The sequence below is a fragment of the Bacillus sp. FDAARGOS_235 genome, from assembly GCF_002073415.2.
GTDB lineage: Bacteria > Bacillota > Bacilli > Bacillales > Bacillaceae_G > Bacillus_A > Bacillus_A toyonensis.
Window position 1 is genome coordinate 1,237,305 of sequence record NZ_CP020437.2, and the last position, 24,806, is coordinate 1,262,110.

The 24,806-nt window shown below is 35.1% G+C and carries 21 protein-coding genes, 1 pseudogene, 1 riboswitch and 1 other annotated feature; of the genes and pseudogenes, 5 read left to right on the forward strand and 17 right to left on the reverse strand.

Annotated features, from left to right (window positions below; all coding sequences use genetic code 11):
- Positions 1–27: 27 nt before the first annotated feature.
- Entirely contained in the window at positions 28–1,365 is a 1,338-nt protein-coding gene (locus tag A6J74_RS07930) for a sodium-dependent transporter (RefSeq protein WP_001088192.1), read from the reverse strand.
- A gap of 298 nt (positions 1,366–1,663) precedes the next feature.
- Positions 1,664–1,886: a binding site (T-box leader), on the reverse strand.
- Positions 1,887–2,252: 366 nt separating this feature from the next.
- On the opposite strand from A6J74_RS07930, the gene A6J74_RS07935 reads away from it, so the two are divergent.
- A complete protein-coding gene (locus tag A6J74_RS07935; protein ID WP_000107898.1) occupies positions 2,253–3,887 on the forward strand; it encodes a putative polysaccharide biosynthesis protein in 1,635 nt (544 codons plus the stop codon).
- 39 nt (positions 3,888–3,926) lie between these two features.
- Here the strand turns inward: A6J74_RS07935 and A6J74_RS07940 are convergent, their stop codons facing one another.
- The 6 genes from A6J74_RS07940 to A6J74_RS07965 form a co-directional block, all read right to left on the reverse strand.
- Complete coding sequence (locus tag A6J74_RS07940; protein ID WP_000524270.1) at positions 3,927–4,751, reverse strand: DUF4037 domain-containing protein; 825 nt, start codon at positions 4,749–4,751, stop codon at positions 3,927–3,929.
- Positions 4,752–4,844: 93 nt separating this feature from the next.
- The gene (locus tag A6J74_RS07945; RefSeq protein ID WP_000771309.1) at positions 4,845–5,357 is read right to left on the reverse strand and encodes a GNAT family N-acetyltransferase; all 513 of its coding nucleotides are present in this window, start codon (positions 5,355–5,357) and stop codon (positions 4,845–4,847) included.
- A gap of 77 nt (positions 5,358–5,434) precedes the next feature.
- Positions 5,435–6,352 carry a cysteine synthase A gene (cysK, locus tag A6J74_RS07950; protein WP_000762271.1) on the reverse strand — a complete coding sequence of 306 codons (918 nt, stop codon included), beginning with the start codon at positions 6,350–6,352 and terminating at the stop codon, positions 5,435–5,437.
- A 10-nt stretch (positions 6,353–6,362) separates the two neighbouring features.
- The gene (locus tag A6J74_RS07955) at positions 6,363–7,574 is read right to left on the reverse strand and encodes an MFS transporter (RefSeq protein WP_001149404.1); all 1,212 of its coding nucleotides are present in this window, start codon (positions 7,572–7,574) and stop codon (positions 6,363–6,365) included.
- A 207-nt stretch (positions 7,575–7,781) separates the two neighbouring features.
- Entirely contained in the window at positions 7,782–9,041 is a 1,260-nt protein-coding gene (hflX, locus tag A6J74_RS07960; RefSeq protein WP_000391889.1) for a GTPase HflX, read from the reverse strand.
- Between the two features lie 483 nt (positions 9,042–9,524).
- Positions 9,525–10,079: a hypothetical protein gene (locus A6J74_RS07965; protein ID WP_000821918.1), complete on the reverse strand. Its 555-nt coding sequence runs from the start codon at positions 10,077–10,079 to the stop codon at positions 9,525–9,527.
- Positions 10,080–10,259: 180 nt separating this feature from the next.
- Between A6J74_RS07965 and A6J74_RS07970 the strand changes: the two genes are divergently transcribed.
- Positions 10,260–11,243, forward strand: coding sequence for a ketoacyl-ACP synthase III (locus A6J74_RS07970; RefSeq protein ID WP_080609469.1), 984 nt, complete (start codon positions 10,260–10,262; stop codon positions 11,241–11,243).
- Positions 11,244–11,289: 46 nt separating this feature from the next.
- On the opposite strand, the gene A6J74_RS07975 is transcribed toward A6J74_RS07970, so the two are convergent.
- From A6J74_RS07975 to A6J74_RS07990, 4 genes are all read right to left on the reverse strand, one after another.
- Positions 11,290–12,564: an MFS transporter gene (locus A6J74_RS07975; RefSeq protein WP_000965835.1), complete on the reverse strand. Its 1,275-nt coding sequence runs from the start codon at positions 12,562–12,564 to the stop codon at positions 11,290–11,292.
- Between the two features lie 207 nt (positions 12,565–12,771).
- The gene (locus tag A6J74_RS07980; protein WP_000438121.1) at positions 12,772–14,520 is read right to left on the reverse strand and encodes an MFS transporter; all 1,749 of its coding nucleotides are present in this window, start codon (positions 14,518–14,520) and stop codon (positions 12,772–12,774) included.
- 35 nt (positions 14,521–14,555) lie between these two features.
- Positions 14,556–15,095, reverse strand: a complete 540-nt coding sequence (locus A6J74_RS07985; protein WP_000678343.1) for a PadR family transcriptional regulator — start codon at positions 15,093–15,095, stop codon at positions 14,556–14,558.
- A gap of 176 nt (positions 15,096–15,271) precedes the next feature.
- Positions 15,272–16,084: a polyphosphate kinase 2 family protein gene (locus A6J74_RS07990; RefSeq protein ID WP_000526397.1), complete on the reverse strand. Its 813-nt coding sequence runs from the start codon at positions 16,082–16,084 to the stop codon at positions 15,272–15,274.
- Between the two features lie 284 nt (positions 16,085–16,368).
- Here A6J74_RS07990 and A6J74_RS08000 point away from each other — a divergent pair, with 284 nt between their 5' ends.
- Positions 16,369–16,833: a hypothetical protein gene (locus A6J74_RS08000; protein ID WP_000823176.1), complete on the forward strand. Its 465-nt coding sequence runs from the start codon at positions 16,369–16,371 to the stop codon at positions 16,831–16,833.
- Positions 16,834–16,886: 53 nt separating this feature from the next.
- Here A6J74_RS08000 and A6J74_RS30380 read toward each other — a convergent pair.
- Together A6J74_RS30380 and A6J74_RS08010 are read right to left on the reverse strand one after the other, a co-directional pair.
- Positions 16,887–17,132 (reverse strand): annotated as a pseudogene (locus tag A6J74_RS30380) (hypothetical protein).
- A gap of 34 nt (positions 17,133–17,166) precedes the next feature.
- Positions 17,167–18,429 (reverse strand): MFS transporter, encoded by a 1,263-nt coding sequence (locus A6J74_RS08010; RefSeq protein WP_001161182.1) that lies wholly within the window; start codon positions 18,427–18,429, stop codon positions 17,167–17,169.
- Positions 18,430–18,568: 139 nt separating this feature from the next.
- On the opposite strand from A6J74_RS08010, the gene A6J74_RS08015 reads away from it, so the two are divergent.
- Positions 18,569–19,054 (forward strand): 8-oxo-dGTP diphosphatase, encoded by a 486-nt coding sequence (locus A6J74_RS08015; RefSeq protein WP_001139831.1) that lies wholly within the window; start codon positions 18,569–18,571, stop codon positions 19,052–19,054.
- Between the two features lie 28 nt (positions 19,055–19,082).
- Here A6J74_RS08015 and A6J74_RS08020 read toward each other — a convergent pair whose 3' ends face one another.
- From A6J74_RS08020 to A6J74_RS08030, 3 genes are read right to left on the reverse strand one after another with little or no spacing between them, the layout of a single operon-like run.
- Entirely contained in the window at positions 19,083–20,708 is a 1,626-nt protein-coding gene (locus A6J74_RS08020) for a YndJ family protein (RefSeq protein ID WP_000789377.1), read from the reverse strand.
- 5 nt (positions 20,709–20,713) lie between these two features.
- Positions 20,714–21,325, reverse strand: coding sequence for a DUF4166 domain-containing protein (locus A6J74_RS08025; RefSeq protein WP_000002649.1), 612 nt, complete (start codon positions 21,323–21,325; stop codon positions 20,714–20,716).
- Positions 21,318–22,238 carry a DoxX-like family protein gene (locus tag A6J74_RS08030; RefSeq protein WP_000824131.1) on the reverse strand — a complete coding sequence of 307 codons (921 nt, stop codon included), beginning with the start codon at positions 22,236–22,238 and terminating at the stop codon, positions 21,318–21,320. Before A6J74_RS08030 ends, A6J74_RS08025 begins: the two co-directional genes overlap by 8 nt.
- Positions 22,239–22,430: 192 nt before the next feature.
- Positions 22,431–22,617, forward strand: a riboswitch (Lysine riboswitch).
- Positions 22,618–22,818: 201 nt separating this feature from the next.
- Here A6J74_RS08030 and A6J74_RS08040 point away from each other — a divergent pair.
- Positions 22,819–24,048, forward strand: a complete 1,230-nt coding sequence (locus tag A6J74_RS08040; RefSeq protein ID WP_000448019.1) for an aspartate kinase — start codon at positions 22,819–22,821, stop codon at positions 24,046–24,048.
- Positions 24,049–24,238: 190 nt separating this feature from the next.
- Here the strand turns inward: A6J74_RS08040 and A6J74_RS08045 are convergent, their stop codons facing one another.
- Positions 24,239–24,688 carry a helix-turn-helix domain-containing protein gene (locus A6J74_RS08045; RefSeq protein WP_000021948.1) on the reverse strand — a complete coding sequence of 150 codons (450 nt, stop codon included), beginning with the start codon at positions 24,686–24,688 and terminating at the stop codon, positions 24,239–24,241.
- Between the last annotated feature and the right edge of the window lie 118 nt (positions 24,689–24,806).

A 24,806-nucleotide genomic window follows, 5' to 3' on the forward strand; every position in this document is an offset into this window, starting at 1 on the left:
TCATATAACGATACGCTACCTTTTTTGTTAAATAATTCCAAGCACATTTAGGAATACGATAATAATCGCAATTGGTGCGATATAGCGAAGTAAGAATAACCATAATACGAATAGTTTATAGCCTTTATTTTTACTTACACCAAGCTCTTTCATTAATACATCTTTCTTCATTTTTAAAGGAACAAAGATAGAAACTAATAGAACACCAAGCGGCATTAATACGTTACTAACTGCATAGTCCGATAAATCAAAAATAGTCTTTCCAAAAATCTTCAGATCACTTAATATACCAAATGATAATGCTGATGGTACTCCAACAACGAAGATTAATAATCCAACGATTAAAGCCATTTTTTCACGTTTCCCTTTACCTTTTGCAGTTAAAGATGCAACGCTAATTTCTAACATCGAAATTGCTGATGTAATAGTAGCAAAGAAGAATAGTAATAAGAAAACGATGAAGAATAATTTTCCGAACGCCATTTTACTGAAAATAGCTGGCAATACGATAAACAATAATCCTGGTCCTTGAGATGGTTCCATTCCAAATGCGAATACAACCGGGAATATCGCAAGTCCTGCAAGTAATGTAATAACGAGCGTTAAAGCTACAATAGAAAATGCTGAACGCGGTAAACTTTCTTCTTTCGGTAAGTATGAGCTATACGTTACCATAACGGCTACACCGACAGATAATGAGAAGAACGATTGCCCCATCGCATATAAAATAATTTCTGACGTTACGTTTGAGAAATCAGGTTGTAAGAAGAAGCGAACTCCTTCACCAGCACCGTCTAATGTAAGTGCACGAACAATTAAGACAAAGAATAAAACGAATAGTGCTGGCATGAAATATTTATTTACTTTTTCAACACCATTTTGTACACCTTTACTTACGATGAAAATAGTAATAAGGATGAATAATAGTTGTGATCCGACTGCTAAATACGGATTGGAAATGATTTCACCGAACGTAGCTTCGTACGCCCCATTTCCTTCCCATAGTCTACCTGTAATTGCATTCCATAAATATAATAAAATCCATCCTCCTACAACACTGTAGAAAGAAAGTAATATGAAACATGTTACAATTCCTAATTTACCTAACCACGGCCATAACGTTTTCGGTGCGATTTCTCTATACGCATCAACGGCCTCTTTTTGTGTACTTCTCCCAATAACGAATTCGGCTAATAATAGCGGTAAACCAATTAATAATGTGAAACCGATGAAAATAAGGAAGAATGCGCCGCCTCCTCCGATGCCGGCCATATATGGGAATTTCCAAATCGCCCCAAGACCAATTGCTGAACCTGCTGCAGCTAATACGAAACCTAATTTCGATGTCCATTGCTGTGAATTCATCTGTTAATCTCCTCTCTTTATCTTTTTCTGTTTTATAATTTGGTGTTTATATTGTTCTATCAATACTTTTTTCTAATACGTTCACTTCCTCCCTAATAAAAAAACGTCCCTACGTAAATACGTAGGGACGACAAAAATATCGCGGTACCACCCTAGTTATGAAGATACAACAAAAGTAAGACCTAAATAAAAACGTCCCTACGTAAATACGTAGGGACGATAAAATATCGCGGTACCACCCTAGTTATGAAGCCACAGCAAAGTTAGGACCTAAATAAAAAACGTCCCTACGTAAATACGTAGGGACGATAAATATCGCGGTACCACCCTAGTTGTGAAAAAATCTTCACCACTTTATTTGATAACGGTATAAACTACCGTCTTCCATTTCCTCATAATGTGAGATTTATGAAAGATGCTCCAGGACGAACTTCATGAATAATCTATATACTGATTCACACCAACCATCAGCTCTCTGAAATAGGGAGATTTTCATTACTATACCCTTTCATTGCCCAAATATTATTTTCCGAATTGATTACTATCATTTTTATCACACATTAAAAATAGTGTCAACTTATATTTTAAGTTTTTATGTCTTATATTCTATTTAAAAATTTGAAATATGACTTTTGTATGAATAGTATTTGAACTTATATGGTTTATACTGTATTAACTTCTCTAACAGGTTTATAGTAGTATACGGTAAAGTGAAACTTTAATCAGCGGAGGATGCCCCACTGATTAAAGTTTCACCAATTTTGCGTTTACTCGTAGTAGCAGGGCTTCCACTTAACTTCTTTCTCCAGCCTCATTTTGAGGTAGGAGTCTTACTGCCCTCAAAGAGCGAGATACATGCAAGGCAACATGAGTAGGAGGAACAAATTTTGTCTACTTCAAAAGTTTTAAAAGGTACTGCTTTACTAAGCGGTGCAACAATGATTTCACGTATTTTAGGTTTTATATACTTCTTCCCTTTTCAATTATTAGTTGGAACACAAGGGGTCGCTTTATACGGATATGCATATACTTGGTATGGTATTTTATTAAGCTTTTCAACTGCCGGTATTCCTATTGCCGTCTCCAAATTTGTTGCAAAACATAATGCACTCGGTGATTATAGTACAAGTAAAAAATTGTATAGCTCGAGCATAAAATTAATGCTATTTATGGGCTTTTTAGGATTTTTAATTTTATTTATTGGAGCGCCTTACATATCACAATTTATTATTCGCTCTAAAACGCCAAATCCACAATTTATCGCTGACGTAACACTTACAATGCGAGCATTAAGTTTCGCACTTATTATCGTACCGGCTATGAGTGTTACACGCGGCTATTTCCAAGGTTTTCAACATATGAAACCAAGTGCTGTTTCTCAAGTCGTAGAACAAATCGCACGCGTTGTTTTCATTTTAGTTGGTAGCTTCATCGTTTCCAAAATATTAGGAGGTTCCGTAGCCTCTTCTGTTGCTGTTGCTACATTCGGTGCTGTTATCGGGGCACTTGCCAGCGTCTCTATTTTAATGCTGTACTGGAAAAAGTATAACGGATTAAAGCCTCCTGAAGGTGAATTAAAGTCAAGGGCATCCGATATTCCATTACGAAATATTTATATGGAATTACTTCGATATGCAATCCCAATTGTATTTGTGGGTATTGCAATTCCACTCTATACGTTAGTAGATCAATATACCGTAGCTGATGTCCTTAGAGCGATGGGAGAGCCTTTAGAAACCGCGAATGCAGTTTTCGCTTATATAACGAACTATGCACAAAAGTTAATTATGATTCCGGCTTCACTTGCAACTGGATTCTCATTAACAATTATTCCGGCTATAACGAAATCATTTACAAGCGGAAAACTAGAAGAATTACAAGAACAAATTTCAAAGATATTCCAAGTATTGTTATTCTTCACTATCCCAGCTGCATTTGGTCTTGCTAGCATCGCTTACGATGCATTTCGAATGATTTATGTAGATCCTAAAATTGCACTTGATGGATCACAATATTTAATTTCATTTGCACCTTCTGCTATATTAGGTGCGATTTTCACAGTTTCTGCAGCTATATTACAAGGCATTGATTATCAAAGAAAAACAATGATTGCATTCTCAATCGGTATTCTTGTGAAGATTGTAGTAAACATACCACTTTTACACTTATTCGGTGGACACGGTGCTGTACTTGGAACAATTCTCGGATACCTCGTTTCGAATATTATTATGTTGTATTGCATCATTAAGTTTGCGAAATTTAAAATTGGTGAAACGGTGAAAACAGTATTTCTTATTACGATATACTCCGCAGCAATGTCTGCTGTTGTAATTGCATTAAAAGCAATTATAAGCTGGATTATTCCTGGCCAATCTTATATCGAATCACTGCTCATTGTATTTATATGTGGTGCGGCAGGAGGGCTTGTTTACCTTTTATTCGTATTAACGAGTGGACTCGCTTCACATATTCTTGGTAATCGTATTCAACGTTTACCTGTACTAGGAAAATTAGTAAAATAAAAAAACAAAAGATGTAACTCGTTGTTACATCTTTTGTTTTTACTTTGCATATTGAATGCGTTTTTGTTGCTCCGCAATATTTAATTCTGGAGTATATTGTTTTACTAAATGTAATACCTCTCCCATTAACAATTCTAACTCTTTCACACTATTCTCTGGATGTCCTATTAAAATATTCGCCATACGCTCATATAAATTTTCAGGCTTAATCCCCATTCGTTCCACATTATATGGCATCCATTTAAATGCAGGATGATGCACGTACATGCGGTTCAGACCAAATAAGACTCCAAATATATTTCTTTGAACTTCACAAATAACATCATATAGCATAAGCCAATCTTTTCGTTTTAAAAGAGCCTCTCGATTATGCCAACGATTGCTTAACCAAAGGTTTTCTGCAATCATTTTTTGCGCCAATTCTTCTGGATACGCTTCAACTCTATCTTTTAGAGTATGTACTTTCACTTCTCCATACAAACTCACACCATCATGAATGGATGATACAATACATTGTTTCTCATAATTGATATCATACCGCTCTACAACTTCTGAAATAATTTTTTCTACGGTCACTGTTAAAAAATTACTAATCTCTAGTTTAATTCCTTCTTTCGTCAAATACGTCTCCGACCATTCTTCTTCCTCGTAAGGATAATATGATAAAATTTTTCCACCAATATGATTAATAGGCTCTTTACGATCCTCATCCTCTGGTGGTTCCGACCATAAAATATGTAATTCAATATCTGAATGTTCATCCTCTAATTTTCTAGCTACTGAACCTGCTAAAATAATAGCTTCGATTTTCGGGTTTTTTCTATAAATCTCCGACATTTCTATCGCTTTCTCTCTTAATCCCATTTCATCCCCCCCTAAAACTGCAGTACTCCCCTTACTCTTCATTTATCTATTTCGATATTGCATATTATATTACCTTTTCAAATTCACACTTAATCAAATTTCTACCCAATAACGCTGAACAACTTCACCAGTACGAGAAGAAACTACCTCATTTTCTAACACACCGCCAACCTTTTGAATCGTTTTAGCAGAACCGATATTGGATTTATCGCAAGTTATTAATACTTTCTGCAATCCTAATTTTTGCGCTTCAGTTAATGCAAGCTTTAGTTGTTTCGTAGCGTAACCGTGGCGACGTTTATTCGGATGGACACTATATCCAATATGACCGCTTTCCCTTAATAATTCTGGATTTAATCTATGTCTAATATTCACAAAACCTATAAGTTCCCCTTTTTCAAAACTTAAAAACTGACTAGATGGCACTCGATTCGCTTGTAAGTTTTCTCCTACTTCTTGTATACTCACTTTTTCAAACCATTCAGCTAGGGAATCAAAATTTTGTAAAGAGCTACTACCGTGTGGTTGTTCTCCTGCATGTAAAAAAGCCTCCCGATACTCTATAATTTGTTCACTATATTTATGCGTTGGTTTTAATAGTTTCATCGTGCTTTCCCCCTCTTAATCCCCTAAAACAAACCCCTTAATAGCTCTATTTCACCATTAAGGGGTTTCTATCATTTTTATTCAAATAACCCCATACTCAAATAACGTTCACCAGTATCAGGTGCAATACATAAAACTTTTTTACCAGCGCCTAGGCGCTTCGCTATCATAATTGCTGCGTACACAGAAGCTCCTGAAGACGGCCCTACTAATAAGCCTTCTTGTCTAGCTAAGTTTCTCATTGTCGTTAAAGCCTCTTCGTCTGCAATTTGAATAATTTCGTTATACACTTCTGTATTTAAGTTTTTCGGAATAAATCCTGGGCTTGTTCCTACTAGTTTATGAGGACCTGGTACACCACCTGATAAAACGGGAGATCCTTTCGGTTCCACTACTGCAATATATAAGTTTGGTAATTTCTCTTTTAACGTTTCACCAGTCCCTGTAATCGTTCCGCCTGTTCCTGCCGTTGCAACAAAAGCATCAAGCTCTCCATCCATTTGTTCGTAAATTTCAAGTGCAGTCGTATAACGGTGAATATTCGGATTAGCTGGATTTTCAAATTGTTGCGGGATAAAACTATTCGGTATTTGTTTTTGCAGTTCTAACGCCTTCGCAATTGCTCCTGGCATTCTTTGTTCTGCTGGTGTTAAAACTACTTCTGCCCCGTATGCTTTCAATAAATTAATACGCTCTTTTGACATATTGTCTGGCATAATTAAAATCGCTTTATACCCTTTAGCAGCTGCGTTCATCGCTAAACCAATTCCTGTATTCCCACTTGTCGGTTCAATAATTGTATCCCCTGGTTTAATGAGACCATTTTCTTCTGCAACATGAAGTAAATTATAAGCAGCACGGTCTTTCACACTACGTGATGGGTTAAACATTTCTAGCTTCACATACACATCCGCTGCGTCTTCCGGAATAAATTTAGATAATCGGACGACAGGTGTATCTCCTATTAATTCTGTTACGTTTTCACATAATTTCATAGTACATCCCCTATTCTATCGTTTTCTTATCACTTGGTAATAACCATGAAGTAAGTCCAATTAACGGTAAACAACTACATAATATCATAATGAACTGAAGGCTATATATATCAGCTAACTTTCCTAGTACTACAGCACCTAGAGCACCAAGGCCGAACGCAAGACCTACAATTAGACCTGATACCATCCCTACTTTTCCCGGAACAAGCTCTTGCGCGTATACAACAATTACACTAAAACTACTTGAACTAATAAAACCGATACATAAAAATAAAGGTACGACCCACACAAGTGAGACATGTGGTAATAACAGTGCAAGTGGCGCTGAACCTAACATTGAAAATACGATGATGTTTTTCTTACCAAATCGATCTGCTAACGGTCCTCCGAAGAAAGTTCCTAACACACCAGCAATCATAAATGCGAATACGAAATACTGGGCATTTTTTATAGATAAATCATAATGCTCAATTAAGTAAAATTGATAGAAATTCCCGATACCGGCACCGTACCAAGAGCGCACAAAAGTAAGAAAAACAAGAAGTATAATAACGAATTTAATGTGTGTACTTACAATTGCATTTTCCGCCTCAAGTGCAGCTCTCTTCTTCCTTCTTACAGCGCCGGTTGCTAATTCATTTTTGTACCAATTCGATACGAAAATTAATAATATAATTCCTACTGCTGCAAATGCTGTAAAACCTAAAGAACCAATTTGACCAAGCGGAACGAAAATTAGCGCTGTAAAAATGGGAGCTAAGGAATTCCCCGTGTTTCCCCCAACTTGATAAATCGCTTGCGCTAACCCTCGTTTTGCACCTGCCGCCATATACGCAACACGAGCGCCTTCTGGATGAAAGACTGCAGAACCTAAGCCAATAAATAAAACAGAAATAATAACAATAATAAAGTTTGGTGCAAACGCGAGTCCAATCATTCCAAGCATACTCGAAAACATGCCGAGTGGTAATAAAAATGGTGACGGCTTCTTATCTGAATACATACCAAACACCGGTTGCATAATCGATGACGTCATATTTAACGCAAACGCAATCCACCCTACTTGCATATAGGATAAATTCATCGTTTTTTCCAAAATAGGAAACAACGCCGGCACAACTGCTTGCATCGAATCATTTAAAAAATGTCCGAAGCTAATCGCAAATAATATTCGGTATATTGTCGGTGTTTCTACAGTTTTTTTTTGTGAAACTGCCTGCATATGTGAATCTCCCCTTTCTGTACAAAGTATTTATTAAAGTAGGTGTAATAAATTCTGACTTTTGAAACATTTCCATTCTATACTGCTTTCATTTCTTTTTCCAGAAATATAACTTAACTTCCGTCATTGGCTTGCATCCTTGTAACTTTCAGCGGTAAAACATTACAGAAAAAGGCAACCCAATCACATACTGGGTTGCCTCTCAAATTAAATCGCAAAACGCTTATACTTTTCGTAATCACTCGTCTTACATTCTAGTTCAATTTTTGTACCTTCGTTCTCATAACTCGTAGATAAAACGTGCGCATGATTGTTGAAATACGAAACTACCTGTCCTTGGTCATATGGAATTAACATTTCACACTTCGTATACTCTTTATAAATATACGAGCGAATCATTTCTACAAGCTCTTCAATTCCAACATGCTTCTTCGCAGATAAATACACGCGGTCTTCTTGTACTTTTGGAATTTCAACATCTATCATATCTGATTTGTTATATGCATATATCGTTGGAATATTTTCTACTCCAATTTTCTTTAACGTTTCATTTGTAATATCAATTAATTGTTCATAATTTGGATTTGCGTAATCTACAACGTGAATAAGTAAGTCTGCTTCTGCTACTTCTTCTAACGTTGAACGGAACGCTTTCACAAGATGATGTGGTAATTTACTTACAAATCCAACCGTATCCGTTAATAAAAATGATTTATTATCTGGTAAATCAATATTTCGTACAGATGTTTCTAATGTCGCGAATAACATATCTTTTTCAAATACTTGTTTTTCTTCCGTACCATTATAAATTTCCAGCATTGCATTCATCGTCGTTGATTTTCCTGCGTTCGTATAGCCTACTAATGCTACAACTGGTACTTCATTTTTCTTACGTTGCTTTCGCTGCGTTTGACGCTGAGCAACAAGCGCTTCTAAATCTTTATTTAAAACTGAAATTTGCTCTTCAATTTTACGACGATCTAACTCTAATTTCTTCTCACCGACACCTTTATTTTTCGTACCAACGCCGCCGCTCTGTCTTCCTAATGATTCACGAAGACCGATTAAACGAGGCATCATATACTGAAGATGCGCTACTTCTACTTGCAGCTGCGCTTCTTTCGTTTTCGCACGTTGCGCAAAAATATCTAAAATTAAAATGGTACGATCAATAACTTTACAGTCTAAATCTTCCTCTAAATTTCGAATTTGTGAAGGAGATAATTCGTCATTAAAGATTACCATATTCGCATCTACTTCATTTACATAGGCTGCTACTTCTTCAATCTTTCCTTTTCCAATATAATGTGATGGATTTACTCGTTGTAAATTTTGCGTCACTTGCCCGATTACCTCTACATCACAAGCTTCTGCAAGATTCGTTAACTCTTCCATAGAATATATAAAATCATCTTCATTTCCTAAATTCACTCCAACTAAAACTGCTCTTTGTAATAATTCTTCCATATATTTATTCCTCCATTTCGATTACGTAAAATAAAAAACACAGGTCGCTGCCTGTGTTTTCGTAAACGGATAAGGGTTCACCAAAGAAATAGAAGAAAGTTATACTTTCATCCTATCTCATAGTCAATAAGTCTCAAGATCATATACGAATCCACAACAAGTGTTCACCTATACGATCCCAATCTAATTTTAAAGGCAAAACAAAAAGAGGGCGTATTCGTCCCTCCCTCTTTTTCACATATAAGCTTAATAAAGGGTTCCTTTAAAATAGGCAGACCAATCCCGTTCACTCTGTACACAGACAGAGCCTTTGAGCGCTATTCAATTATCGGCACAAAGTATTGAGACGTAATCTGATTAAGATCAAAGGAAGCCCCTCCGTTCATTTTAAGTTATATAAAGTGTAGCATAAGTAATTCGCTTTCACAAGGTTAACCCCCCTATAGAAACAGAAAGAAAATCTTTATATTTTTACTTTAATCGTCATTTTTTGCGTGTTCTTCTCACAAAAAAACTAACAACAGCAATGATCAATAGCAGACCTATGGATATGATAGCAACTTGCCACCAACTGAAACCACTCACCATTCCACCTTTTAAATTCACTTTCTTCGTCGGAACAGACTCTTTTGCAATATGACTTAAAGCCGCTTTGTCCACCCCTGCCTCATCCAATCTCTTCGTTCCACTACAACTATGTGTGTGTAATTGTTTTTCTGATCCCCTTTGAGAAGAAAACACTAAGTACTCTCCTCCCTCTACAAAGTGAAACACACAATCACCACCATTTGTATATACGATAATTTGCGAAGAAGTTGTCCCTTTCCATATTTTCTTCACTTCAAATAATACTTCAATCCCAATCCCTTCTTTCCTTCCAATCTCAATTACTTTCCCCTCAAACACTACATCATTTTTTTGAAATGCATCTTCTGCTGTTACATTAATACAATCACAGGCATGAGATTTCTCTGGAAAAATAATAAGAATAAAGCTACAAATAATGACAACAGGCAACATGCGCAAAATTCTTTTCAAGGAGCCCCACTCCCTTCATTATCAATTTCAAAAGCTTCTCGTATATTATTTTTACGCTACTCGTCAAATTCCTCTAGAGTAAATTAAACGGTATCGTTTCCATACAATAAAAGTCTTTATTGACATTTTTATAACCTGATATTAGTATCAGGTTATAAAAATAAGTTAGGAGATGTCCCTATGAATTCTAAATCTCGTATTACCGCAATTGGTACTTATGTTCCAAATCAAATATTGTCTAATAACGATTTAGAAAAAATGGTCCATACGAATGATGAATGGATTGTGCAAAGAACAGGCATGAAAGAAAGAAGAATTGCTAACGAAGACGAATACTCCTCACACTTAGCCATTAAAGCAGTCGAAAATTTGTGTACAACATATAAGAAAAACTTAGAAGATATTGACTGTATCATCGTTGCTACAACTACTGCTGACTATGTTTTTCCTAGTGTCGCTTGCCAAATACAACAATACTTCAACATACCTCATACACTAGCTTTTGATTTAAATGCGACTTGCGCTGGTTTCACATACGGACTGCATGTCGGTAATAGCTTAATCACTTCTGGATCACATCAAAAAGTACTCGTCATAGCGACAGAGACATTATCTAAAGTTACTGATTACACCGATAGAACGACCTGTATTTTGTTCGGTGATGGCGCTGGAGCTATTTTATTAGAAAGAGATGAAAACAAACCAAGCTTTATTGCTGCTCACATGGGAACAAACGGTGACGGTGGTATTCATCTATACAGAACAAACTTATCTACTACTATGAATGGCACACCACTACAAACAAATGAAAAAATCGTTCAAAACGGAAGAGAAGTATATAAATGGGCTGTACGAACAGTACCATACGGCATAAAAGAACTATTACATACTGCAAATTTGCAAATAGATGATATAGACTGGTTCATACCACATAGTGCTAACTTAAGAATGATTGAATCTATTTGCGAAAAATCAAAAATATCTATTCAAAAAACATTAACGAGTGTGGAAGATATGGGGAATACATCTTCCGTCTCTATTCCACTCGCTTTAGATTTAGCTAGAAAAAAAGGAAGATTAAATAACGGAGATACATTTTTGCTATACGGATTTGGCGGTGGACTTACGCATTTAGGGCTTATTGTGGAGTGGGATTTAAGTTAAGTATTGAAAAAGAGGTTCTAATTAGTAACTAGAACCTCTTTCTCATTTAATTTCTCGCCCCTTTTCGAGACCATATCACAATAGGAATAAGCAATAATGCTAGCACTCCTCCCGCTAATGATAATGCGGCATAACTGGAATTCGCTACTATCATACCTGACATCGCTCCACCAGAAGCCCCAGCTAACGCAACAAATACATCTATTTTGCCTTGTGTTTTTGCACGTGTAGAAGGTATAGTTGCATCAACAATTTGAGCTGTGCCACTTATTAAACCGAGGTTCCAACCTAACCCAAGTAAAGACAGAGCAACAATTAATAATAGTAAAGAATCACTCGGCGCCATCGCAGCTATGACACCCGCCGCTAATAAAATTATTCCACCAGCTATACTCATCGTAGTTCGTCCGATTTTATCAATTAACATTCCTGTAACGAGAGACGGAAGATACATTGCACCTACATGAAAACCAATTACAAGCCCTACTGCACTTAAACCATGACCATGATGCCCCATATGAACTGGCGTCATCGTCATAATCGCAACCATCACTATTTGAGTAAGTATCATAACGATTGCTCCAACTGTAATACCTCGTTTGTTTTCTTTCACTTCTTCTGTTACTGGTTGCCCTTTATATGTATGTTCTCGTTTATATGTTTCTATTATGTTAGCAATAATTAATGGATCTGGACGAAGCATAATAAAAAGGACAAGACCCGCCAGTATAAATGCCGCTGCTGATAATATAAACGGACCTGCAAGGTTAGGAATTCCGATTGAATGGGCAAAATCTCCCATTACGCCTACTAAGTTCGGTCCTGCAACTGCACCGAAAGTCGTCATAACCATCGTAATACTAATAGCAGTTGCTCGTTGTCTCTTATCTGCTAAATCGGTACCAGCATAACGAGCTTGTAGATTCGTCGCTGTACCTGCACCATATATGAGTAAAGAAATAAGTAAAAGAATAATGCTATTTGTTAAAGCTGCCATTACAACACCAATTGCTCCAAATCCACCTACTATAAACCCTGTTGCAAGACCTATCCGGCGTCCATATCGTTGCGAAAGCTTCCCTACTATGAAGGCTGCTAATGCCGATCCCAATGTAAACATAGCAGTCGGTAATCCTGCAAATGCATCTGTTCCAAGCATTTGCTGCGCAAGAAGTGCTCCCACTGTAATACCAGCAGCTAGTCCTGCACCGCCAAACATTTGTGAAATGCTGACGATTATTAACGTTCGTTTGTATAATTTTTGTTGCTCTTCTTCTGTGTACACATGATTATCTATTAAAGCCCCTGCCTTATATAGCAATTCCCCATCCTCCTTTTAAAGTTAAGCCCTCTTGTTAATGTACTATGTTTAACGTTGCATATTCAATGGCAATTTCGATTCGTTCCTTTCATTCTAAAAAACTTTCTAATCATACTCGACTTATCCCATGCTACATTAAAAATACTGCTATTCACAATATACAAGGAGAAAACAATGAAAAAACAGGCTGCTATAGCCTGTTTTTCTTTACGCTTCTTCCACTAATCTTCCCCTTCTCTTTTTACTCAAAGCTTTCCCTTCCCAAAACAACAAACTTACGAAAGCACAAATTAAAATAATTGGCACACTTGCTGTATATAAATCTGTAAAACTCATAGCCATCTGATTCTTGGCATAATGATTCACATCATTCGAAAATGTGAGTACCTCTTTCTTTATACTTTCTTCTTGTTTTTCAACTTCTTTTGTCACTTGCCTCATAACTTCTTCTCTTTTTACATCTCTATATTCTACTGGAACTTCTCTTAATATTTCATCCGTCTTGTCGCGAATCAATTCTTCCTTTTTCTCTTTACTTAATCCCATTATCATTGCATTTTGTTTCTTATTTATATTTGACTCTAAACTTTGATTCTGTATTTTTTCTTTAGTCATTTGTAAAATTTCAGTTTGCTCAGCACTATTCACATGAATATTACGCACCTTTTCTTCTGCATAACGATATACATTTTCTTTATTTACAGTTAAATTGTGAGTTAAGTTAGAGACAAATATTGCGACCGCCAATACAATTCCAACTTGTCGTAACATTGATACAACACTTTGAGAAGCAGTTAATAATTCTCCTTCAAAGGAAGACGCACTTAAAACTGTAATTGGCCCCACTACTAAACCATATCCAACACCTAATATCATACACGGAATAATAATTTCTATATTTGTTGAATCAACATCAATCATTTGCAACCAATAGTAGGAAAGCCCCATAACAAGAAATCCTGACAAAATAATAGTTACTTTTCCGAGTTTTTTAATTAAAGTTGCTGCAACTGGTGAGACAAAAAATATCATTGCTGAAATAGGTGTCACTAAAAAAGCCGCTTCAATTTCCGTTCTACCTTGTAGTTTCGTCAAGAACGTTGGAAGCAATACAGTAACTCCAATTAAAAATAAATTACTTAATATAACAACGATAGACGCTCCGACAAACATTCGATCTTGAAATAACTTTAAATTCACCATTGGGTTATGAATCTTTCGTTCTACTAAAACAAATAGAATAAGAGAAATAGTGCTAATTGCATAACAAGACAAAGCAATATTACTTTGCCATCCCCATGTATTACCTTTTACTAATATGAGAGTAAATGAAAAAATTGCTGTGCTACTTAATAGTAGTCCTATCCAATCTATTTTTGAGATAATACGTTCTTCATTTTTTATTTGTAGCATGATGCAACATAACACGATTCCTATTATACAAACCGGAACATTAACGAAGAACACCCATCTCCATCCTAAATTTTGCGTAATAATTCCACCTATTACTGGTCCCATAGCAGCTGATAATCCTTGTGTAACTCCTAAAATCGCAAGTGCAACATGTCTCTTTGCTAATGGCATAGCTGATACACCTATTACCATACTCGTTGGAAATAAAATTGCTGCCCCAATACTTTGTATTAAACGAGAAAAAATGAGAAAATCGCCTGTATTAGCAAAAGCGCAAAGTACTGATCCACCACCAAAAATCACCAGACCAAGAATATACATCTTTGCTTTCCCAAAAATATCAGCTATCCGTCCTAGCGGAATGGCGAGTACTGCAATCGTCATTGTATAGACATTTAATACCCAAGACATCTTTTCTAATGAAGTATTTACACTCGATTGTATGGCCGGTAAAGCTATATTCATAATTGTCGTATCAATCATACAAAGAAAAATACCTAGACACATTAAAAAGACAATCTTAATACCCTTTGATTGCTCCATGTTTATCTACCCCTTTATTTATTGTGAACTTTTTTTCATTCTTCTGTTTTATTATTTCCCTTTGCCTCTAACTGTTCTAATTTTCTCTTTAACGTCTCCACTTGCGCACTATACGAAGCAATACCTACATCGAGCGAAATTTCTTCAACGAAAGTAATACCTACTCTCCACTTTTCATATTTCAATCGAAGATCCGCAATATATGCTTCTTTTCGTTTAATTTCGTCTTCAATCCATTTTTTTATCGCCTTATCATCGCTATAATTTCCGAAATACATCCTCATTAAAAAATCTGAACGCAACACATCTTTCTCTACGTCCGTTTGCATGTATTGATAAAACTCTTCACGTCCTTCATCTGTAATAAAGTACATTTTCTTGTTCGGTTTTCCTTCTTGCATTACAACTTCTTTTTTTATTTTCCCCTCATTCTCTAGTTGTCGTAACGTTGGATAAATCATTCCAAAACTCCCATCAAAAAAATGCGTAAATACATCTTCGAACACAATTTTAATATCATAACCAGACATTTCTTTTCCCATTAATAAACCTAAAACAACATCTCTTCCCTTCAAACTAAAACCCCCATACAGTATATAATCAATAATCATATTAACATTGTTAATATGATTATTGATTATATACCTTTTTTTGTTAATTGTAAAATGTTTCTAAATGAAAAACCATCCTATAATTTGATTTCTCAAATTTCCAGGATGGCTCTTCCTATATCTCACATTCAAACTTTAGGCTATTTTACAACTACATCTTGATTATTTTCAAAGTCCTCTGCCTTACCTTCTTTCATTTCATAATAATAAGAAGGTAATTCTATACCATGCTCTAAGAAATAATCCTCAATTAATGAAATAATCACTTTCAATGTTTTCAAACGTGCGTATAATTTATCATTACTCGCGATAATTTGCCATTTAGCATTTGGCTTATTTGTTTTTTCAAACATTTCTTCCATTACTTCAACATACTCGTCCCATTTTTCACGATTACGCCAATCTTCATCTGTAATTTTCCATCTCTTCAAAGGATTATTCTCCCTATCTTTAAACCTCTTTAACTGTTCATCTTTGCTAATATGATAGAAGAACTTCCCTATTATGTAATGGTCATCTGTTAATAGTTTTTCAAAATCATTAATCTCATCATATGCTCTCATCCACTCTTCCTTTGTAGCAAATCCTTCCACACGCTCAACTAACACACGACCGTACCATGAGCGATCAAAAATAGTAATTTGCCCATACTGAGGAAGTTTCCGCCAGAAACGTTGCAAATAATGGTAACGTTTTTCATGAGGTGCAGGTGCTCCAATTGGAGTTACTTGAAAACCACGTGGATCAAGATGCTCCGTCACTCTTTTAATCGCTCCACCTTTACCTGCCGCATCCCAACCTTCCATAACGAGCATAACCGCGATTTTTTCTTCTTTTAAAATTTGCTGTAATGCTAATAAGCGCCTTTGATATTTTTCGAGTTTCTTATTGTACTTAGATTTTGATTCAATTTTTTTCTTTAAATCTACTTTAGCAAGATGCCCATTTCCCATAAAACAAATCCCCCTTGTTGTATGATAATATTATTTTAACATATTTTTGGTAAATTTTTCATATTACAAAAAACTGTGCAGGAGAATCTCTACACAGTTTTTCACTCTAACTTTACATCTACCTCGATATTCCCTTTTCTATTGCTCACAGCTTTCATGATGTGTATTAGCATATGGATCAAATGTAATAATTCTTAACAATCACCCTTACATTAAATGGTATATCCTCTTATAAAGAGAAGATAATAACAAATAAATCCGTTACAGAATGGGAGTTCTCAAAAATGAAACGAAAAATATTCTCTCTCTTTGTGCTTATTTGTGTAGTACTACCAATGCAAGCTAGCGCTTACACATTTCAATCGCTACCAATTGTGTTAAAGTCTAAACAATGGTATATCGAAATTGATAAATCTCATAACTCAAACGAACAAATAATCCGGTCAAAACAAGGTGTATATGATACGTATAGTTTACTCGTAAAAAATATCGGTACTGATGTTTCAAATGTATCTGTAGAAATACTTGATAACACGCCTACATCTAAAGCTACCTTTACACCTACTACATCTGATGAAAACATTTCAAAAAGTCATACAAGCTTTGACTACATGGTATTTCCATTAGATTTTAATAGCCATAATTTTAAAGTCGTTATTACTTGGGAAGAAAAGAATTTCTCTTACAATGGTCATCCGGTAAATGAGGGTAAAAAAATGAAACAAACATTTGTATTTAATGAAGACTAAGCCTTATTTTAAGTATGGCTTAGTCTTTTTTTTATGAAATCCGATTGGATTGCTTATGTCACTTCTTTTGCAATTGCCATTTTCGTTGCTTTCTTGCAAATACATGTTTCCCATATATGTACAGAAGACTCTTCATTAGAAAGATGCTTCAATAATATGAACCGTTCATACTCTATTTTATTATCAACAGGAGTCACAATATATACAGTAAAATTCTTCGTATTAAATACCTGTTATTTTACAACATATTCGCCTTGTAGTTCCGATTCTAAAAATTCGTTGAAGCAATCTACAACCATATAAGATAACTCCTTTCATTATTCATCCAAATTTTTAATCAAACTTACGAATACTTGGGACAGATAGCGCTATTACAATTGTAAAGATTACGAATAATGCTAGCATTAATATAGTTACCTCTCCGCCTATTACATTCGCTAACCAACCAACAACTACATATCCTAATGGCAATAAAGCAAAAGAACCTAACATATCAAGGCTTGCTACTCTTCCGAAAGCTTCTTCCGGTACGAGCTCTTGTAAACTCGTTTCCCAAATGAGTCCAAATATCATCATACCGAATCCTTCAATTGCCATTAAGAATATTAAAGCAGGCGCCCAAGAAATAAAAGGCATAACTAATAGAGCGAAGCCGCTAATTAAAACACCTCCATAGGCCAGTAACCCTCTCTTGTGCCACCGCTCTTTCCCACCAAATATTAATGCGGCAATTACAGCACCGCCACCAGAAGATGCCATTCCCAGTCCGTAAACGTAAGCTTCAAAATGATGATGAATATTAAATAACCATGGAATTAATACGACGATAATGCCGGCATAACAAATATTTACGAAAGAAAAAACGAAGATTGTAATCCAAAGCCACGGATGACTTTTTAAAACTAAAACACCCTCCATAAACTCCTTTTTATAATCGACCTTACTCTTTTCAATCGATTTTATTTTTTTAAACTTAATTTCTTTTAAAAATAATAAACATAAAAATGATAATAAGTACGTTGCTGCATCTAATCCAAATCCTATCCCAGCAGATGCAACTGAAACGATTAATCCACCAAGTGCTGGTCCAATTAACCGTATGCCTTGATTACTCATTTGCGTTAATGCATTAGCTGCATTGCGAATTTCAGGTACGAATACTTTCGCCCTCACAGCAGAATATGCTGGCTGAAATATCCCTTCCATAAGTCCATATACGGCAACGAGGACATATAACAGCCTAATCGTTAACAAATCCGTAAATATAAGTGATGCAAGTAATAGCATTACTATACAGCGGATTATATCCGTAAATAACATTAATTTTACTCGATCAATTCGATCTACAACTAACCCTGCAAACGGTAAAGCAAGAATATTAGGTAGCATATACATTGCCATAGTCATCCCCATTACAACTGTTGAACCAGTTAGTGAGTAAACAACGACTGGCAAAATAACCATTGTTATAGAACTCCCTAAAGTTGAAAGCAATTGTCCAATCCACAAAAACTTAAAATGCCGTGATACTTTGACTGGCAACAGTAATTTTCCGACATATCCTAAACCTTTTTTGGTTTGTATTTCTCCCTGCATTTTCCTCACCTCTTTTCACTTAACTATAAACTCTATAATAAACATCTGAAAAATATTAATATTCTATTTTAAATTATAATATGAAACTACTATATTTATGGTAAAATTATCAAAAAAATACAAAGGAGAAAATATGGTCATGCCTTCCAATTCACCTAACATCGAGCACCAGATCTATACAATGTGTATGATCCAGCGTAACAATGAAATTTTACTTTTAAAACGTCCCAATCATCGAGGCTTTCCTGGCTATATAGCTCCTGGCGGAAAAGTAGATTTTCCAGAAAGTATCGTCCAAGCTGCTATACGAGAAGTAAAAGAAGAAACTGGACTACACGTTTCTAATTTAACTTTTAAAGGGGTAGACGAATATGTAAATCCTAAGGGGCATGTTCGATATATGGTATTCAACTATTGGACCGACTCATTTGAAGGCGAGCTTCTTATTAATCCTCCTGAGGGTGAATTAGTATGGGTGCCAATCGATACAGCACTCAATCTTCCTATGCAAGATTGGTTTAAAGAAAGATTCCCTTTATTTTTTGAAAAAGGTACGTTTGAAATTCAACGTGTTTGGGACCGAGACTTAGATAAACAAGTCGCTATGACAATTACCCATACGTAAAAAAGCTTGGAATCCTTCCAAGCTTTTCTTACTTCACCTCTATTTTCTTAATCTCATAATCAATTTCTAAAAACTTAACTCCGAATATCCACATTTTATGGTGAGCAGTTAGCATGTGACCCTTTCCCTCTTTAATGATAAAAATCTCTGTTAACGGTAAACGGATTGTAAAGAAACCAGTATGTAAATAAATCCCCTCATCTCCCTTACTATTTTCTCTCAACTTACTAGTAATGATTAAATCATTGCTATCATTACATACTTTTAAAATACCTGTCATATTCGAATAAGGTAAAGGCAATGCAATATTCATATATGTCTCGTTCTTATGCGTATGTTTTGAATACAGAGCCAAAAAAATAGACTCTCCTGCTTCATTTTCCCTTAGCCAAGCCCTTACATTCTCTCTCCCATCTTTCTCATCATTTACACCTATGATAGAACCATACATTGTTTCCCACTTATCGCCCATCCCTAAATGTATTTGTCCTACTCGTTTACTCATTTTCGTATAACAAAATGCAAATGGACGGAACCAACGAGCCCATTTAATATTCGATTGTAACTCATACGCTGCTGTATTTTCATAAAAACGAATTATACTTAAAGGAACCTTCGTCACGTCAAATGACTCACTATGAAAATCATTTATTTTATCAACTAAACCGTTGTATTCCTTACTATCTACTAAATTTCCATTCTGTAAAAATGTCCCACCAATTCTCACGCTTCCTCTTAATCTACTCATTGGTTTCCCATAGTACTTATAATTTGGAGCACTCTTTTCAATCATCCAACCTACAAATGCTGGTAATGCTACTCCAATACCATTTACCACACCGTGAATCCAAACCATTTGAGCAATTGTAATCGTCAGTACTTGTTTTAAATTTCCGTATGAATATATGAGTGAGAACATAATTGTAACCATGAGCGTACTAGACGAAATGATTAAGAGAACCTTTGCACGAATAGCATTAAATTTCGCTTTCCAAACGTAAATACCATATCCATAAATAGCACATAAATATATCACAACTGCAAAAAATTCAAATATCCTCAAATATGTAATTCCTATTGCAACTGTCATAGGTGAAATCATGATGATAAACATAATAGCATCATACACTTTACTTCTCTTTTCTCTTTTTCTCCCTATTAAACCAGCTGATAATGGCAATAAAAACGCCGAATAATGAAAATGTGCAGCTGTGAGTAAAACAATGTCAGAGCTAAAATGCATAATTGAAAGTTTTGCTACTGAAGCAAAAAACCAAAAACCACCTAAAAACAAATAAATAAACGCACTATCTATGACGGTCTCCTCTAACGGCTTCCATCCTCTTTCTAGCAATCTACTTACACCAAATAACGCAACAATTCCTGTATATACAAACCAAACTAGCGCAAATAAATAGTGATTTGTGACGAAAGCTAGCATTGCGCAAATTGCTGCGATTGGATATAAAAACGATACGAATTTATAAAATAATAAATACGATCCATTTCTTGTTCTTTTATCAATAATACAAAAAGACATCGGTATAAATAATAAAACAGATAATAATATAATTGCTTCAACAGGATTTATATTCGACCACTCACATATTAGAAAAACAACATAACAAGCAAGCCCAAATATTATATTTTTCATATCGTTTATTCCCTTTCTACAAATGTTCCCTTGTATGAAAAAAGCGAACCAATTAACGGGTTTCGTACTTGTACATGAATTCGAAAACACTTAAGTGTTTCATCATAACTTTCAACAATTTTTGCCTCACCATACAAAAATTTTGGTAACGGCATTTTTCTTCCAAACATATAAAACCATTGTTCCTTTGAAGAAATATGCATTGCCCCTAACTCATCGATATGAAAATGCAGTGTAGAAACGAGTAAATGTGGTTCGCCAAAATAATCTACAATTTCATTTTCGTTTTCATCCAATTGCATAACTGCGTTAAAATATCTTTTCTTATTATGAAAATAAAAAGTACGGTTCCACCTTACTAATTCTTGTCCATATTCATCTCGCTCAGCTATGTTTTGTATCGTAAATGGAATTTCCTCTCCTCGTTCCGAGAAAAACATTCGAAACTTCGATGCAATTTTCAATATAAATTTTACGAAAAAAGAGCCACCGTAAATTTCATCCATCTTTCCTTCCCCTGTAAAACTATTCTCTTCTGTAATCGCATAACGCTTCTGCAATTCAGGATGAAGATTTTTATAGGTATCCCCTAATAATCGTTCATACATATTAGCCATACACTTGTCCCTTTCTCGCCCTCTTGCAATTTTTCGCGCTTGGTAAATCGAAACTATTTATATAACCGACAATTGATAACCCCATTAGAAGAACATTTAATGTAATCGGATTAAACGGCCCTGTAAAGCTTGCGATATTCGTAAATCCTGCCGCTAACGTTAAAACTAGTAATACAATAATATGCAGTATAAATAATTTTCGTTTTATTATTGGCAACAGCCATACGACACCGAAAATTATTTCTAACACCCCAATTATTTTAAGTATACATACACTACTTTCATTTGAACCGATTAATAAAGAAAGCATCTTTACTTCCTCTGAATGAGTAAACAGTAGTTTTGGCACTATCCCTTGATATATCCATACAAAAGCAAATAAAAAACAAACGAGCCAATACGTCATCGTTCTTCTAATTAGCAAACTAGGATGCAAACCTTTTTCCAACCATAATTTGAGAGCATCAAAACTCCAAGCAGTCGCCCAACCTAATAATGGACGAAACATATATGAATCAATCACATTTCCTATACGACCATATCTCGTATCATAATCATATTGCGTTTCAAAATGAATACACTCTTTATGCGGTGTATACTTCCAATAACCACGCCCTATTCGTATAAGTGATAATGTATTGTCTGTCCAAAATTTCAAAGAAGAAATCCGTTCACCAGTTTCTTTTCTTATTTCACCTATCGATTCCCCTTCTCCGCCTATTTCAAGCCCAAATCCTATCTTTGTTTTATATAAAAACTTCTGTGGTTCTCCCTCTTTTTTCTCTAAATACGAAATTTCAGTAAAACGAGCATCCCATTCTGTATGTAGGTCTGGTTCTTGCGTATATTCCCATAATTTCTCTATTGTCGTTTTCATTTCTGTTGCAACATAAATAGGCCTTTTTCTTTTCATACTCCGACCTCCTACACTCTATATTTTTAATGTACATGTAATATATGTATTTTGCTACATTTTTCACAAACTTTATCTCTAAAAAGAAAGAATTTTGAAAATACATATAAAACACTTGATTCCCTGAATAATTTAAATTATTATAAAACAAATGTTACCAACAACTTCATAAATCAAACACTCTCGCCTAAAACGTGAGATAGAGGTTGCAATACTTATGAGTATTCTAATGGAGACACAGAGATGTCTATGAAATTGGATGAAAGGAAGTGTTGCCGAAATTGATAAATTTCTCTGCATTTATCAATTGGGGCTGTTTTCGAATAGAAACAGAACTGTCATATGTACAGACATGTACGTATGAAGAGCTATCTACAAAAAAGAGATATCATTTTCATGGTATTCCTTTTTTGGCGGTTTTTTTATTAGCTCCGTTTTCTGTTTCCCTTTTCCTGTAACAGCACCATCCTCACTTATTTGAGATGGTGTTTTTTGTTTTTCTCTCTGGTAACTACAGGAATATTGGGATTTATATATGTCCTAATCTATTCTTAAAAATGGACGAAAGAAGGAATTCGTAATGGAAACGATTGTACAAAAATTTGGTGGTACTTCTGTCGGAAGTGTTGAGCGCATTCAACATGTGGCAAATTTAATTATTGAAGAATATGAACGAGGACATAGTATCGTCTCTGTCGTTTCAGCAATGGGGAAAAGCACAGATGAACTTGTAGCACTTGCTAACGCTATTGCGGAAAATCCGAGTAAACGTGAAATGGATATGCTTCTATCTACAGGAGAACAAGTAACTATTTCATTATTAACAATGGTACTACAAGCAAAAGGTTATAACGCAATTTCATTAACAGGATGGCAAGCTGGTATTACGACAGAATCTGTACACAGTAGTGCACGGATTACTGACATTAACGTTGAGCGTATTCAGTCTTATCTTACTGAAGGCACGATTGTTATCGTAGCTGGTTTCCAAGGAATCAGTGAAAAAAATGAAATTACAACGCTTGGACGTGGTGGCTCTGATACGACAGCTGTTGCATTAGCAGCGGCACTAAAAGCGAAAAAATGTGATATTTATACGGATGTAACAGGCGTATACACGACGGATCCACGAGTTGTAAAGACAGCTTACAAATTAGATGAAATTTCTTATGATGAAATGTTAGAACTGGCAAACCTCGGCGCCGGCGTATTACATCCACGTGCTGTTGAATTTGCCAAAAATCATCATGTCGTTTTAGAAGTTCGCTCAAGTATGGAACAAGAAAACGGAACAATTGTAAAAGGAGAATGTAACATGGAACAACAATCAATCGTTAAAGGTATTGCTTTTGAAGATAATATTACACGTGTCACAGTGAAAGGATTGGAACAAGGTTCACTTTCAATAATTTTCTCTACGTTAGCTAACGCACATATTAATGTAGATATTATTATTCAAAGTATTACAAATGAAGGAACTGTTCATCTTTCCTTCTCTATCCATTCTAATGACTTACAAGAAACACTAGAAGTATTGGAACAGAACCAAGAAGATCTTCACTATGAGTCTGTAGAACATGAAAATCATTTAGCAAAAGTATCAATTGTAGGATCTGGTATGGTATCTAATCCAGGTGTTGCTGCGAATATGTTCACTACTTTAAAAGAAGAAGATATTCATATTAAAATGGTAAGTACATCTGAAATTAAAGTGTCTGTCGTTATTGACCGCCTTCATTTAGTAACAGGTGTGGAAGCACTTCATCAATCATTTATGGCGAAAATTGAGCCTTTAGTGCAAATGAGCTAATTTAATATTTTTATTGCAACTTACAAAAACATATTAATCTATTTCTTTCCTATATAAATAAAAAGCTGTTTGCATAGATTTCAAGACTCTACGCAAACAGCTTTTTAATATATTATCGATATCCAAAAATCATTATAAAACAATGAAATTATTCTTTAAACTCTTTCCTAGGAAATATAGTTGACTCTTCTTACTTCTTATCACACATATCGTTTCTCTCTTTCCCTTGAAAAAATGATCTATATTCATTGAAAATAATTTTCTTCACATCCGAGTAAAAGACCATCATGAATAGTGCAATTCCTAATACAACCACCTGTATTTTTTCATACTCAATGAACGCACTCATAATGAGCAAACCACATCCAATATAAAAACCAAACTCATTCTTTTTCTCAAAATCCGCCTCTTCTTCATCAATATGTATTTTCTCTTTAAAGCTTTGATTCCCTTTTATTAACTCATCTAGCGTAACGTTGTACATTTCGCTCAGTAAAATTAAATTATCAATGTCAGGGTAACTTTTATCATTTTCCCACTTATAAACCGCTTGCCTCGTCACACCAATTTTTTTAGCAACATCCTCTTGCGAAAACTCCTTTGATTCTCTTAGTTTTTTTAGCTGTTCTCCTATACTCATAACGTCCCCTCCTTTAGCAAATTATTACATAAAGGGAGATAAAAAAGAAAGAAACTATTAGTAACACGCACTGTAAACCACTAGTTTACACAATAAAAAAAGGGAGAGTAACTCTATT